The following is a 13,308-nucleotide window of genomic DNA, read 5'->3' as shown; positions in this document are numbered from 1 at the left end:
GCCGGGGCCGTCAGCCGCCGTAACCGATGATCTCGGCCGGCTTGACGCTGGTCTCGTGCCCGGTCGTGGCGGCCTTGGCGTCGTCGGGCGCGGAGGCGGCGAGGGCCTGGGCGGCCAGCGTGGCGGCCCCGATCCCGAGGAGGCAGGACAGGGCGGTGATCAGGGCGGCGACCTTGCGGCCGTGGTGCTGCGAAGGCATGGACGGACCTCTTCGTCATTCAGGCGGAAGGGGGAGCTCCACGTGGGGAGGCGCCACGCAACCCGGCGGGGGTGAGCCAAGTTACTGGTCGGTTACCTTACGTCGGATCATGCCGGTCGTGGTGTGATCTGCCTCACAACACGCTCGTATGCCGCCCCGCGGTCCCCCGGTCGGCGTCACGGTTGCCCGGTGCACCGTCGAGCGGCTGATGAGAGCCCAGGGTCTGCGCGGGATCCCGCGGGAGAAGACCCGCACGACCACCATCGCTGACTGCGCGCAGAGCGAGCGGCCCGAGGCCTGCAGCGCCACACAGCACCACACCCGAAGGGTCAATCAAACCTTCAGCAGTCCCGCGTATGTCATACCGATGAGTGCGACTGGCCTGCTGGGGGTTACCTGGTCGTTATGGGCTGTGGTGTGCCGTTTCGGGAACGGCCGCGACGACGAAGACTATGACGCGACACGGGATTCGATGAGACGGGGCGAGGAGCCCGAGGTCTCACGCGACCAGGTGGACGGCTGCCACTGCCGATAGAAAGGTGTCAGCTCCGATCTGGAGCTGTTCTACACTGTTTCCACGCTGGAACGATAGTGAGTGGCGACCTGGGATGGTTCTTACGGTTCTGGACGTAGGCAGTGCTGTCTGCCGTAGAGCCGGCTCCGTCTGGCACAGTGGTACAGGAGCCGTGCTACGGCACCGGCGGTCACTCTCGTGATGCGGCACCTGGCACGGATACGACGGGGCGAACCCGTGCTCACCACGCGAGTCAAAGGATCGCTATGGATGCCCATGAATGCCGGCTCTTGATCGACGCGCTCCCCCTTGGCGTCGTGGTCCACGGGCGGGACGGCCGAGTTCGAGACGCCAACCCCGCCTTTGCGGCCATGTTGGGGTATACCCGCGAGGAGGCGCTTGAGCTCTCGTTCACCGACGTGATCCACCCTGATGATCTCAGAGCGAGAAACCAGGATGCAGCCAAGCTGCTGGAGCAGAAGGTCACGGGGTTGCGGACCCAGCGCCGGCTGCTGACGCGATCGGGTGAGATCGTCCATGCTCGCGTGACCAAGTCTGCCGTCGTCATTGATGGCGAAGTGACCGTGATGGTGATCATCGAAGACTGGAGCGAGAACCGGGCCCACCTGGACGATCTCGAGAGAGCTGCCAACCATGACGCTTTGACGGCGCTGCCCAACCGGCGGCGCTGGCAGGCATACGTGGCGGGCCGGTCAGCGACCAGTAGCATTCTCGCTGTCATGGACGTCGACGGGCTGAAGTGCGTCAATGACACCTACGGGCATCCCATCGGTGACCTAGTCCTGGAGTCCGTCGCCCGCGGGTTGACGGAGCTGCAGAAGCAGGGATGGTTCATCGCTCGCGTCGGGGGTGATGAGTTCCTCCTCGACGTGGTTGGGGCAGACCTGGACCCTGAGAGCATCGCCGTCACCGTCCAGTCGGTGGGCATCGGGCGGGTCGAAGCCCCTCACGGGTGGATCCCCTACGCGGCCAGCGTCGGTGTGGCTCGATGGGGCCCGGGCGATGACTACGAGCAGGTCCTGGCGGCTGCTGACGCCGATCTCTACCTGCGTCGGGCTCGCCTCGGGGTTCTGCACCATCCGGAATCGCCCGCTATGGAGCCACCCAAGAACGCACCGCGTTGAGGAAGTAGCGACCGGGGCGCCTGATCCTCCCGCCTCACCTGGGCGCCAACCGCTATCGCGGGCGATCTCGAGACCGGTCGAGACCGCCCGCGCGGGGAAGGGGGGTGAGGGTCTGCCGCACTTCGTCTGCGAACGTCCCTCCTCCATCTCTATCGTTGCACGAAACGATCGGCAACGGCCGAAAGACAGGGCGCACCAGGCCCCTTTCGTGCCGAGGGCATCCAGCGCGACGGACCACACCCAGGTTCCATGCCTCGTCTAGGCGGGTGCAGCTGATGAGACTGTCCGGCTCCTGGTTGGTTGCAGCGACGGCGTACAGCAGGAACGTCTAGCATCGGGTCATGAGACGGCAAGAACGATGGGTGCTTCTGTTATGCACCGTTAGTGTCATGGTCATCTCGTCTGGACAGAAAAAGGGGGTTAGTACCGTTTCAACCCCCGCACCGACGCCCTCACGCTCGTCGTTGGCTACCCTCACTCGCCGGCTAAGAAGCCTTGTCCGCAGCCTCATCGCCACCTACCGCGCCGGTGGTGGGAGATTCCACTAACCGGCCGCAGAACGGTTCTGGCCCACAACATGGGCCGCCGGCGGCCAGGGCGTCTGCCCCGTTCCTGAGCGTGGTTGCTCTGACCATCCGGTAGCGCACGACCTATGTGGGCGTTAGGCACCTCACGCTCGTGGTGCACTTCCATTGGTTTGCTGCGCGATCACGTCCGTGATTCGTAGCTTCGCTCAGTTTTGCAGAGTCGGTCCTCGTCCAGGGGGTCTTCCGTGGCCTGGACGTCAGGGTCTTGCCCGGCGGGTGCCCAGGACGGGTCTTCGTGCAACACGCGTCCCTGGTCGGTCACGATCGTCACGGGCTCGCCGTTGCGGAGGTTCTCGGCCATGGTGGCGACCACCGCGCGCGGCTGTTCGATTCGGAGTGCCTGGAGTCGCGTGGCGAGGAGGTCTGCTATGTCGGCCTCACGTCCCCCGCGTCCCGACAGTTCGACCAGTGCCGCGACGAGGTGCCGCGCGCGTAACTCGTCGAGCTCGTTCTAAATCGGCGTGGTCAGGGTCGGAACTTCGCTGCGGCCCTCATGCTCGTGTCCGGTCTCGATCATGGGCACGAGACCTCCGTCCGGTGCGTGGTGGTCGACGGCCCGTCCTGGATCCATCTTCCGCCAACTCTACGCACTATTTCGATGGTCCAAGGAATTCTCCTCGCCCGGCCGGGCCGGACCGTGATCATGCCGTGAACTCCGAGCAGCGCGATAGCAGCTCTTCGGGTTGGAACCCGAAGATCTGCCACCAGCCTGAGGGGCCGCGGTCAGGGGGATGCTGCGGGGTCGTCCAGCAGCCACACGAGCAGCGGCCCGGACGTGACGATCGGGCGCAGGCCGGAGGCCGCAGGTGCTGGGGCTGGCGTTGCGTTGGCTGGGGCTGGCGCTGCCGTTGCCGGGGCTGCTCCCGGGGTGCCCTGCCAGGCCACGACGGCCCGGATGCCGGCCGCGCGCAGCGCATCGAGGTCGCCGCCGGCCCAGGCGCGAGCGAGCGTGATGTCGTCGGACCCGACCACGAGCTCCCTGCCGTCGCGGCGGACATGCAGGTCACGCGCGGCGACGACGCGGCCGGGCAGCGCGAGCGGCACCGGGTCGAGGAAGGGTTGCGGCCCGGCCCACGCCTGCTGCCGGAAGGCCTGCCACGGCAGCACCAGCGTCGTGCGGTCACCGACGGCAGCCACCGCCGGCGCCCACCCCGCCGGGAAGGTCACCGGGCGGTAGGCCTGGTGCAGCCGCGCCGGGGCGTCGGGTGCGGTGAGCAGGGCGAGAGCGGCCACGGTCACGGCGGCCGCGCCGGCGGCGACGTGCCCCAGCCGCTGGTCGCGGCGCCGGACGAGCCGCCCCAGCGCCGCCACGCCCAGGCCGACCAGCACGGCCGTGGCCAGCACCGACAGGCCCTGCAGGCGATGGGTGTCGCGGGCGAGGCCCAGCCCGGGGAGCCGCTGGGCCGGGCCCCAGACCACCAGTCCTGCCGGGGTCGCGAGGGCGAGGGCGACCACCGGCGGCAGGATCAGCGCGAGACCCAGCAGCACGACCTCCGGTCGCGAGAGGCCCTGCGGCGATAGGCCCCGCCATGCGCCCGGCATCCGTCGAGGGCGCGGTCCACCACCGCGCAAGGCCGTCGGCGCCGGCCCGGCCCTCCCGGCCCAGGCCAGGGTGACGGCGAGGGCGAGCGCGACGGCGAGGGCCAGGGCGAGCAGGATCAGCGAGGCGGTGAGCGCCCCTGGGGCCTGGCGGGAGGCCAGGGTGGCCGCCGGCGCCCAGATCCCCCCGCCGGTGAGCACATCGAGCACGCCGCCGGGACCATCCGTCCGCACCGCGAAGGCCTCGGCGCCCGCGACCTCGCCGGCTCCGGTCGTGCCGCGTACGGCGACCACCAACCAGGGCAGGCACCACAGCAGGCCCAGTCCCAGCACGGCGAGCGGCTCCCACCGGGCCCGGTCGGTCCGGCCCCGGGTCGCGAGCGTGGCGACGAGGGCCGTCGCGAGCGCCAGCACCCCGCCGAACGGTGTGAGCGCCGCCGGCAGGGCCGCAGCCAGCACAGCCGCGAGGCGTCGCCACCACGGCCCGTCCAACCGGGTCGCGGCCACGAGCCACGGCACCATCGCCCAGGCGAGCAGGGTCGGGGGCTGACCGAGGAGCAGCCGCTCGGCGGCGTAGGGGCTCCAGACGGCCACGACGGCGGCCGGCGCCGTCGCGGCGACGCCGTGCCGCCGCAGCAGCACCGCGATCCCGCACCCGGCGAGGGCGACCGAGGTCACCAGCAGGAGCTGCTGCTGGGCCCCGGAGGGGACGACGTGCGCGAGGACGGCGGTCACGGCGTCCAGGGGCACCGCCCGGGGTGGCTGACCGTCGACGCCGAGCGCCGCGGGCCCGAGGACCGGGTCCGGCACCTGCACGAAGTCGCGGTAGAGGAGCTGGCCCCTCCCGAGGGCCGGCCACAGCCACAGCAGGGCCACGGCGATCGCCGCAAGGGACCCGGTGACGGCGGCGACGCACCCGGGAGATCCGGGCCACACCCACCGCCGACGCATGCGGGCACTATGGCACGCTGACCACCCTGACCAGCGCTCTCCCCGGCGAAGGAGCCCCTCGTGCCGCGCACGCCTCGCGCCCTGGCCCCGGGCGGACTGCTCTTTGCGGGCACCTTCGCCGGTGCCCTCCTGGGCTACGCGTTCTTCGTGGTGCTGGGCCGGGTGCTGAGCGCCGACGACCTCGGGGCGGTCGGCTCGCTCATCAACCTGTCGACGATCCTGTCGGTGCCCGGGCTCGGGCTGCAGCTGGTCACCGCCCGCGGCGTGGCGGCCGGCCGGGGCCGCGAGGTCAGCCAGGGCCGAGAGGTCAAGAAGGGCCGAGAGGTTGGCCAGGACCGGACGGGCGGCCCGGGCCGCGCCGCCGATCCCGGGCTGCTGGCGGCCGCGGTGCTCGTCGGAGGTGTCCCGGGCCTGCTCCTCGTGGCCGCCGCGCCGCTGCTCGCGCCCCTGCTGCACCTGCCCGGCCCGGGCGCCCTGGTGGTGCTCGCCGTGTCAGCGGTGCCCATGACCGTCGCCTTCGCCGGGCTCGGGGTGCTCCAGGGGGCCGAGCTCTTCGCCTCCCTGGGGCTGGCCGCCCTGGTGACCGGCGTGGCCAAGGTCGCCGCGGCGGTGCTGGCCGCCGCCCTCGGGCAGGGGGTGCTCGGGGTCATGGGGTGGTACACCGCCGGGTGGTTCGCCGTCGCCGCGCTCGTGGTGCTGCTCGTCCTGCGGGGTGCCGGCCGCGGCCACGTCGAGGCCGGCGGCGGTGTCTGGGCCGCCGGCTGGGCCCGCGCCCGGGCCGGCCTCGCCGGGGCGCTCCCCACCGCCGGGCTGCTCGTCCTGGCCAACCTGGACCTGATCCTGGCCCGCCACTTCCTCGGGCGCGCCGAGTCGGGCGTCTACACCATGGGGTCGCTCTTCGCGAAGGTGGCCTTCTGGGGCCCGCAGTTCGTCGCGACGATGTACTTCCCCCGCATGGCCCGCCCCGAGGAGCGCGCCGCGGCGTTGCGGTCCGCCCTGGCCCTGACCGCCGGGGTGGGCGCGGTCGGGGTCCTGGTCGCGGCGCTGGCGGGACGCCTGCTGGTGGCCGTGGTGGCCGGGTCGGGCTATGTCGCCGAGCTCGGTCCGCTGGCCTGGGTCTTCACCGCGGTGGGGGTGGTCCTCGCGCTGGTGCAGGTGCTGGTCTACGCCGACCTCGCGGTGGCCGGCCACCGGGTGGGGGCCGTCGTCTGGGTGGGGGCCGCCGCGGTCGCCCTCGCGGTCGGCGTGTGGCACACCGGGGTCGCGGTGGTGGTGAGCGTGGTCCTCGGGACGCTCCTGCTGCTCGTCGTGGCCGCGGCCGGCCTCACCCGCCGCGGCGTCAGCGGCTGACCGCACGACCCCACGCCAGAGCGGCCTGGTCGGCGGCTCTGCGTCCCCGCACCCAGCCCTCACGGTCCCGCCCGGCCGACATGCGGACCCGCCGCAGCCGGGGGAACAGCTCCTCGACGTAGCCCTCCACGGCAGCGGTGCGCTCTTGCAGGACCGGGACCAGGTCCCGGCCCCCGCCGGCGGCGAGGTCGGCGGCGGCCTGGCTGGTCTCGGCCTCGGTCACGGCGGTCAGCCGCTCCCCGATGCGGGTGGCGAAGGCGGCGAGGAAGGACTGCCGGAAGCTGCGGGTCCGCGACCCGCCGAACCGGTCGAGCCGCCGCCCCTCGGCGTGCATCGCCCGGGTGGCCTGCACCAGCAGCGACGTGTAGAGGGTCTCGACCGCATCGAGGTCGGGCCCGAAGCCGAGCAGCGTGACGAAGCCGTCCTCCTTGGACCACACGGTCCGCGACCGGTTGGCCTCGGCGACGGCGCCCAGCAGCAGGACCTTCTCCCGGACGTAGGGCGTCTCGATCCACAGCCGCCGCCCGTCCGGGCGCTCGGCGGCCCCGGGCCGGGCGGCCGCCGCCAGCATGGCGAGGTCGATGCTGTGCCGGCTCATCAGGGCCTGCGCCCCGGCCGTGAACGTCTCGGCCTCGGCCTCGTAGGGCGTGGACTCGGCCTTGGCCAGCAGCTGCCGGACGCGGGCCAGCACCTTGTCGTCGACGTGGGCCTGCGCAGCCGCCGCCCGCGGCGCGACCGCCTCACCCGGCAGGGCGCCCAGCTGCTGGATCTCCGGTAGTGCCCGCAGCACGTGCTCGAGCCGCAGCAGCGCCTCGACCGCGAGCGTCTCGCTGCCCCAGCTGCGGCCGCGCGCGCCCAGGAGCGTCTGTCCCTCCGGCCACCACACCGCTGCCTCCGCCAGCTCCAGCTGGTCGTGCCACCGGCGCTCCACCGTGGAGCGGGGGTAGGCCGCCAGGTCCAGCGCCATCACGTCGCCCAGCAGCTGCGCGACCTGCGCGACCGTCTCGGGCGCGGCCTGCCGGTGCAGCCGCTCCCGCTGGACCACGTGGTGCAGGTCGAGCGGCTGCCAGCCCGCCCGCCACTGCTCGGCCACGACCTGCCGCGCCCGGTCGACCAGCGTCTGCTCGACCACGGCCCGGGCCTGCTCCTCGTGGGCGAGGGCGACCAGGCCCGTCACGGCCACGTCGAGCGCCCAGGTCGAGCCGGCCGCCAGGCCTCGCACCCCCTCCAGCGCCAGCCCCCGGGTCGCCGCCGCGACGTCCGCGCGCCGCCCGCTCTGCCCGGAATCGTCCATCCCGCCCGGGAAACCCCTGCCACCCATCACACCCACACCTCTCGCCGGCCGACCTCGGCCGCTCGTCGCTGCCCCCAGCTCTGACACGGACACTCAAGCACGGAGGTCTGACAGACCCTTCCCGCTAGCCTGTCAGGCGTCACCGCGTCGACGGGAGGTCACCGTGTTTCGGCAGAGCGTCACCGTGAGTGGCGTGGTCGCCGCCACCCCCGAGCAGGTGTGGCGGGTGCTCACCGATCTGGAGCGCGCGCCGCAGGTGCGGTCCAACCTGCGCGAGCTCGAGCCGGTCACGGGGCTGGCCTACCGGGTCGGCTGCCAGTGGCGCGAGACGCGGGTGACGCTCGGACGTCCGAAGCGCCACCTGATGCGGGTGGCCGAGATCCAGCAGCCGTGGCGCACCGTGGTGACCGGCACGACCGACGGCGTGGACCACGTCACGACCACCGACCTCACCCGGCACGCGCGCGGGACCCGGCTGGCGCTCACGCTGGGGGTGCGGCACGCCGACGCCACCCCCGCCCAGCGGCTGCTCTGGTGGCTGCTGCGGCCCGTCTGCGTCCGCGTCGCGCGGACCATGCTCGCGACCGAGATCGCCGACATCGGGGCGGAGGCGGAGCGGGCGGGGCGCTAGCACGGCATACGGGCTGGAATAATGTCGCGTTATGCAGACTTGTCGTCTGCGTTATCCATCCCTGCGTCAGAGAAGGTCCCATGTCCAGCTCCGCGAGCGTCACGCCCACCAGGCGCCTCCGGCTCCCCTCCTTCAGCATCCAGATCCTGCTGGCCCTGGTCCTCGGGCTCGCGCTCGGCTGGGTCGCCCGCGCCATCGGCCCCACCGCGGACGGCGGGGACAACTGGCTGACCGTGACGCTGTCCACCATCGGCAGCACCTTCGTCACCTTCCTCAAGGTGCTCGTCCCGCCGCTGGTCGTCACCGCGATCATCGCCTCCATCGCCAACCTGCGCGGCGTCGCCAACGCGGCCCGGCTCGCCGGCAAGACGCTGCTGTGGTTCGCGATCACGGCCCTCGCCTCGGTGCTCATCGGCATCGGCCTCGGCCTGCTGGTCCAGCCCGGCCACCACACGAGCGTGAGCGAGACCGCCGCCAAGGCGCCCACCACGCAGGGCGGCTGGCTCGACTTCATCGACCAGCTCGTGCCCGCCAACATCTTCGGCCTGTCCGTCACGACCCACCAGGTCGACGGTGCCCTGGAGACCTCGGTCTCCTTCAAGGCGCTGCAGCTCGTCGTGATCGCGCTGGTCATCGGCATCGCCGCGCTCAAGGTCGGCGAGCAGGCCGAGCCCTTCCTGCGCCTCAACGCCAGCGCCCTCGCCATCGTGCAGAAGGTGCTGTGGTGGGTCATCCTGCTCGCCCCGCTCGGGACCATCGGCCTGATCGGGCGCGCGGTCGCGACCTACGGCTGGTCCTCGCTCGGGCAGCTCGGCACCTTCGCCCTCGCGATCTACGCCGGTCTCGCCCTGGTGCTGCTCGTGCTCTACCCGGTGCTGCTGCTGGCGCACGGCCTCAGCCCGCGCAGCTTCTACAAGGGCGCCTGGCCGGCGATCCAGCTGGCCTTCGTCTCGCGCTCGTCGCTCGGCACGCTGCCCGTGACCCAGCGGGTGACCGAGTCGCTCGGGGTGCCGCGGGAGTACGCCTCCTTCGCGAGCCCGCTCGCCGCGACCACCAAGATGGACGGCTGCGCGGCGATCTACCCGGCCATCGCGGCCATCTTCGTCGCGCAGTTCTTCGGCCTGTCGCTGTCGCCGCTGGACTACCTGCTGATCGTGGTCGTCTCCGTCATCGGCTCGGCCGCGACGGCTGGTCTGACCGGCGCGATCGTCATGCTGACCCTGACGCTGTCCACGCTGGGCCTGCCCCTCGCAGGGGTCGGGCTGCTGCTCGCGATCGACCCGATCCTCGACATGGGCCGCACCGCCACCAACGTGGCGGGCCAGGTCCTCGTCCAGGTCATCGTCGCCCGGCGCGAAAAGCTCCTCGACACGGCCGCGTATGACGCCGCCGCCCCCGTCTCGCTGTCCGCCGAGCCCGCGGCGGCCCACGCCTGACCTGCCGCTGCGACCACCCTGCCGTGGCCCGTCGGCGCTCTGCCCGAGAGCGTCGGCGGGCCACGGCTGCGTGGCGCCAGGCCCCGACACACCCATACTTGGAATGAGAACCGATATCATTTAGCCTGCGGCCATGCACACCCCCTCCCTCCGCGTCCTCGCCGGGCTCGCCAGCTCCGTCGCCCTCCTCGCCGCCTGCGGTCAGCCGGGCGCCGAGACGTCCACCACGTCCACCACCGGCACGGCGTCGCCCGCCGCCGCCGGCTCCGGCGAGCGCGAGGTCGCCTCGCTGTCGCCGCGCCTCGTGATGAGTCACGAGCAGGGCCTCACCACCATCGACACCCGGACCGGCAAGAAGCACAAGACCGCCGCGCCGCACCACGGGGTGGCCTTTGAGCTCGGCGACGGCTCGCTGATCACCACGCAGGGCACGCAGGAGTCGCGGTCCACGGTGCAGGTGCTCAAGGACGGCAAGGTCGTCGCCGAGACCCGGGACTGCCCGGGCGTGCACGGCGAGGCGGCCGCGAAGCCGACGGCCACGGGGGACACCGCCGTCTTCGGCTGCACCAACGGCCCCGTGGTCTACCGCGACGGGGCCTTCCACAAGGTCAAGGTCGCGGACGCCTACTCACGGTCGGGCAACCTCGCGGGCGGCCACGACTGGCCCGTCGTGCTCGGCGACTACAAGGTCGACAAGGCCGCCAAGCAGGAGCGCCCCACCCGCGCGGCGCTGATCGACACCCGCACGGCGACGCTGTCGACGGTCGACGTCGGCTCGCCCTACTGGTTCCGCTCGCTCGCGCGGGGACCGCACGGTGAGGGGCTCGTGCTGACCTACGACGGCAGCGTCAAGGTCATCGACCCGCAGACCAGGAAGGTGACCGCCTCGATCAAGGCCATCGAGCCGTGGCAGGAGAAGGAGGACTGGCAGCAGCCCGGTCCGGCCATCACGGTGTCCGGCTTCAAGGCCTACGTCACCGACGCCGACCACCGCAGGCTGACCGTCATCGACCTGTCCGCAGGCACGGTCGACAAGACCTTCGACCTGCCGCACGTGCCGGTGGAGGTCGCGGTGGTCAACGGGCGGCTCGAGACGACGGGCAGCCACCGCCACTGACCGGTGCCGACGACCGCTCGTGATCGCGGCCGGCTCTGACCCTGCCCGAGGAGGCGGCAGGGTCAGAGCGTCGCGAGGTCGATGTTCTTGAGCTCGCGGCCGTAGTGCGCGCGCATCGCCACCTTGTGCTCGAGCGCCCCGATGATCGCCGGGACGAAGTCGACCCCGTGCAGCGCCTCGCACGACCCGAGCCCGCCGGGGCTGAAGACGTTGACCTCCATCAGCTTGTCGCCGACGACGTCGAGCCCGACCAGGAACATCCCGTCGGAGACCAGCTTGGGCCGGACGGCGTCCACGAGCGCCAGCATCTCGTCGGTGACCTGGGCCTTGACCGCCTTGCCGCCCGCCGACATGTTGGAGCGGATGTCGTCGCCGCTGGCCCGGCGCCGGAAGGCGGCCGGCTTGCCGTCGACCTCGAGGAGCCGGCCGTTCATCACGAACATCCGCACGTCGCCGTCCGTGGCGTCGGGGAGGTACTCCTGGGCGACGACGTAGCCGTCGCGGGCGATGGCCTCGATGATCTGCTTGAGGTTGGGGGACTCCTTGCGGTCGACCAGGAAGACCCCCGAGCCGCCCGACCCCTGCAGCGGCTTGAGCACCGCCCGCCCGCCGAGCTCGTCGACGAAGCCGGAGATCCGCTCCTGGTCGCGGGAGATCAGCGTGTGCGGCCGCACCGCCTCCGGGAAGTGCTGGACGTAGGCCTTGGACAGGGCGCTCGCCAGGGTGGTGGGGTCGTTGACGACGAGCACGCCGGCGTTGGCCATGAGCTGGCCGAAGGCGACGCCGGCGTTGTTGGCCCAGGGGTTCTCGTTGGCGTCCTCGGCGGGGTCGCTGCGCAGCATCACGACGTCGAGGTCGCCGAGCGGCAGGATCTCCTCGTCGTCGGGCTTCTGCACGTCGGCGAGGTAGCGCTCCAGCGACCGGTAGTTCTTGGCGGTGCCGCGGCGGGCCCGGGCCGAGAGCGACCCGTCGGGCTCGTAGCCGAAGTCGCCGATGCCCATCAGCCAGGCCTCGTGGCCGAGCTGGGTGGCGCCCATGGCGAGGCGGGTGGTGGTGTAGACGGACTGCTCGGTGGCGACGTCGTTGACGACGAATCCGATCTTCATGTGGTGGCCTCCATCGTGAGGTCGGTCAGGTGGTCGGCGGCCGCGGCCCGCGCGATGCGGTCCGTGGCCTCGGGGTCGAGCAGGTATCGGGGGGTGACCAGGGGCTCGGCGAGCACGCCTCGCGCGTGCAGGTCGCTGACCAGGGGCAGGTCGCGCAGCGAGAACTTGCCGAGGAAGAACAGGTCCAGCGCTCCCCCGCGGGACACGTGCTCGAGCAGCTCGAGCAGGCCGCGCAGGTAGATCGCGTCCTTCGTCAGCCCGCCCGCGCGGTAGACGCGCATCGTGGTCGTGAAGGCGCTCGCCCGCGGCACGCCGGCCTCGGTCAGCCCCTGGTAGGCCTCGCTGAACGACGCCCCCGAGGTGATCCGGTGCACGGTCACGACGCGCGCGCCCAGCTGGCGCAGCCGCGCGACGGTCAGGCCGCCGCAGGCGATCTCGGCGAGCACCGCGAGCCCCTCCTGGGTCTCGTCGTATGCCGCCAGACCCGCCCCGAGGCAGCGGATCGGCTGCCGGGCGCCGTTGACCTGGGTGACCAGGTGGGTCCCCACCTCGTGCTGGAGCAGGGCGTCGGCGCGGCTGACGGCGATGCGGGCGTGCTCGGGGATCATCAGCGCGTTGCCCTCGACCATCACCCCCGAGACGTCGTCGCGCAGCTGCACCCGCATGTCGACGTCCGGGTCGAGCGCCCGGTAGTGCCCGATCTCGGCCTCGGCGACGGCGAGGAAGGCCTGGGCGTCCAGGGGCGCGGCGTCCTCCTCGGGAGGCAGCGCGGTCAGCAGCTTTTCGCCGGTGGCGAGCAGCCACGGCGACACCCCGCCGTAGGCCTCCAGGGACAGCGCGAGGAAGTCGTCGGTGCACCGCGCCCGCAGCATCTCGGCCTGCAGCTCGATCTCGCGGTGCTTGGCGCGGAGCAGGTGCGCGAGGGTGGGGTCCTGCACGGCGTCCAGGTCCACCCCGCGCAGCATCTGCTCGACGACGTCGGGGTCGGTCGACAGGTCGCGGTAGGCGAACTCCGGCTCCCCGCCCTCGGTCACGAACCTGTCCCGCACCGCCGCCGCGTCGGTGGGGGTCACGTCCAGCAGAAAGCGGATGTCCGTCGAGATCTGCGCCAGCGCGTGGTCGGCGGCGAGGTCCGCGGCCGCCAGGCCCCCGGCGGCGGGGGCCTGCGGGCTCACCGGCCGCCCCGCCCCAGCTGCGCCAGGGCCGCGGTCACGGGCTCGTGGGTCGCCGCGAGGGCGTCGCGCAGCTCGACCAGCCGCGCCTGGTCGACCTCGCCGGTCCACTCGTCCATGAAGGTCTTCCTGAACTCCAGCGCCAGCGCGCACCCGAGGCCGCGGTAGCGCGTGTTGACCCAGCGCGACAGGTGGGCGCCGCGGAACCGGACGTTCTCCCGCACGTCGAGGCGGCCCGTGCTGGTCTCCACGGCCGCCAGCGACCCG

11 protein-coding genes and 1 pseudogene are annotated in these 13,308 nt (G+C 72.4%); 6 read left to right on the top strand and 6 right to left on the bottom strand.

Annotated elements, in window-relative coordinates; translation table 11 throughout:
- Positions 1-10: 10 nt before the first annotated feature.
- A complete protein-coding gene (locus ADJ73_RS04530; RefSeq protein WP_050347291.1) occupies positions 11-199 on the bottom strand; it encodes a hypothetical protein in 189 nt (62 codons plus the stop codon).
- A 172-nt stretch (positions 200-371) separates the two neighbouring features.
- Here ADJ73_RS04530 and ADJ73_RS17885 point away from each other — a divergent pair.
- A pseudogene (locus tag ADJ73_RS17885) lies at positions 372-470 on the top strand (IS3 family transposase); the annotation flags it as partial.
- 509 nt (positions 471-979) lie between these two features.
- A complete protein-coding gene (locus ADJ73_RS04520; protein WP_050347289.1) occupies positions 980-1,858 on the top strand; it encodes a GGDEF domain-containing protein in 879 nt (292 codons plus the stop codon).
- A gap of 1,310 nt (positions 1,859-3,168) precedes the next feature.
- On the opposite strand, the gene ADJ73_RS04510 is transcribed toward ADJ73_RS04520, so the two are convergent.
- Positions 3,169-4,935, bottom strand: a complete 1,767-nt coding sequence (locus tag ADJ73_RS04510; RefSeq protein WP_050347287.1) for a hypothetical protein — start codon at positions 4,933-4,935, stop codon at positions 3,169-3,171.
- 60 nt (positions 4,936-4,995) lie between these two features.
- On the opposite strand from ADJ73_RS04510, the gene ADJ73_RS04505 reads away from it, so the two are divergent.
- Positions 4,996-6,285 carry a hypothetical protein gene (locus ADJ73_RS04505; protein ID WP_050347286.1) on the top strand — a complete coding sequence of 430 codons (1,290 nt, stop codon included), beginning with the start codon at positions 4,996-4,998 and terminating at the stop codon, positions 6,283-6,285.
- Here ADJ73_RS04505 and ADJ73_RS04500 read toward each other — a convergent pair.
- Positions 6,275-7,579 (bottom strand): DUF2786 domain-containing protein, encoded by a 1,305-nt coding sequence (locus ADJ73_RS04500; protein WP_050347285.1) that lies wholly within the window; start codon positions 7,577-7,579, stop codon positions 6,275-6,277. The two genes, ADJ73_RS04505 and ADJ73_RS04500, sit on opposite strands and share 11 nt — an antisense overlap.
- 193 nt (positions 7,580-7,772) lie before the next feature.
- Here ADJ73_RS04500 and ADJ73_RS04495 point away from each other — a divergent pair, with 193 nt between their 5' ends.
- The 3 genes from ADJ73_RS04495 (at position 7,773) to ADJ73_RS04485 (ending at position 10,763) form a co-directional block, all read left to right on the top strand.
- Entirely contained in the window at positions 7,773-8,210 is a 438-nt protein-coding gene (locus ADJ73_RS04495) for an SRPBCC domain-containing protein (protein WP_050347284.1), read from the top strand.
- A gap of 80 nt (positions 8,211-8,290) precedes the next feature.
- Positions 8,291-9,646, top strand: a complete 1,356-nt coding sequence (locus tag ADJ73_RS04490) for a dicarboxylate/amino acid:cation symporter (RefSeq protein ID WP_050347283.1) — start codon at positions 8,291-8,293, stop codon at positions 9,644-9,646.
- Positions 9,647-9,779: 133 nt separating this feature from the next.
- Positions 9,780-10,763, top strand: a complete 984-nt coding sequence (locus ADJ73_RS04485; protein WP_050347282.1) for a hypothetical protein — start codon at positions 9,780-9,782, stop codon at positions 10,761-10,763.
- Between the two features lie 62 nt (positions 10,764-10,825).
- On the opposite strand, the gene ADJ73_RS04480 is transcribed toward ADJ73_RS04485, so the two are convergent.
- From ADJ73_RS04480 to ADJ73_RS17455, 3 genes are read right to left on the bottom strand one after another with little or no spacing between them, the layout of a single operon-like run.
- Positions 10,826-11,869: a glutathione synthetase gene (locus ADJ73_RS04480; protein ID WP_050347281.1), complete on the bottom strand. Its 1,044-nt coding sequence runs from the start codon at positions 11,867-11,869 to the stop codon at positions 10,826-10,828.
- Positions 11,866-13,044 carry a flavohemoglobin expression-modulating QEGLA motif protein gene (locus tag ADJ73_RS04475; RefSeq protein WP_050347280.1) on the bottom strand — a complete coding sequence of 393 codons (1,179 nt, stop codon included), beginning with the start codon at positions 13,042-13,044 and terminating at the stop codon, positions 11,866-11,868. Before ADJ73_RS04475 ends, ADJ73_RS04480 begins: the two co-directional genes overlap by 4 nt.
- Positions 13,041-13,292 carry a hypothetical protein gene (locus ADJ73_RS17455; RefSeq protein WP_253272749.1) on the bottom strand — a complete coding sequence of 84 codons (252 nt, stop codon included), beginning with the start codon at positions 13,290-13,292 and terminating at the stop codon, positions 13,041-13,043. Before ADJ73_RS17455 ends, ADJ73_RS04475 begins: the two co-directional genes overlap by 4 nt.
- Positions 13,293-13,308: the final 16 nt, after the last annotated feature.

It is taken from the genome of Arsenicicoccus sp. oral taxon 190 (assembly GCF_001189535.1).
Taxonomy (GTDB): Bacteria; Actinomycetota; Actinomycetes; order Actinomycetales; family Dermatophilaceae; genus Arsenicicoccus.
Note: the sequence above shows the minus strand (reverse complement) of the source record. Positions and strands in the feature narration are given on the sequence as shown.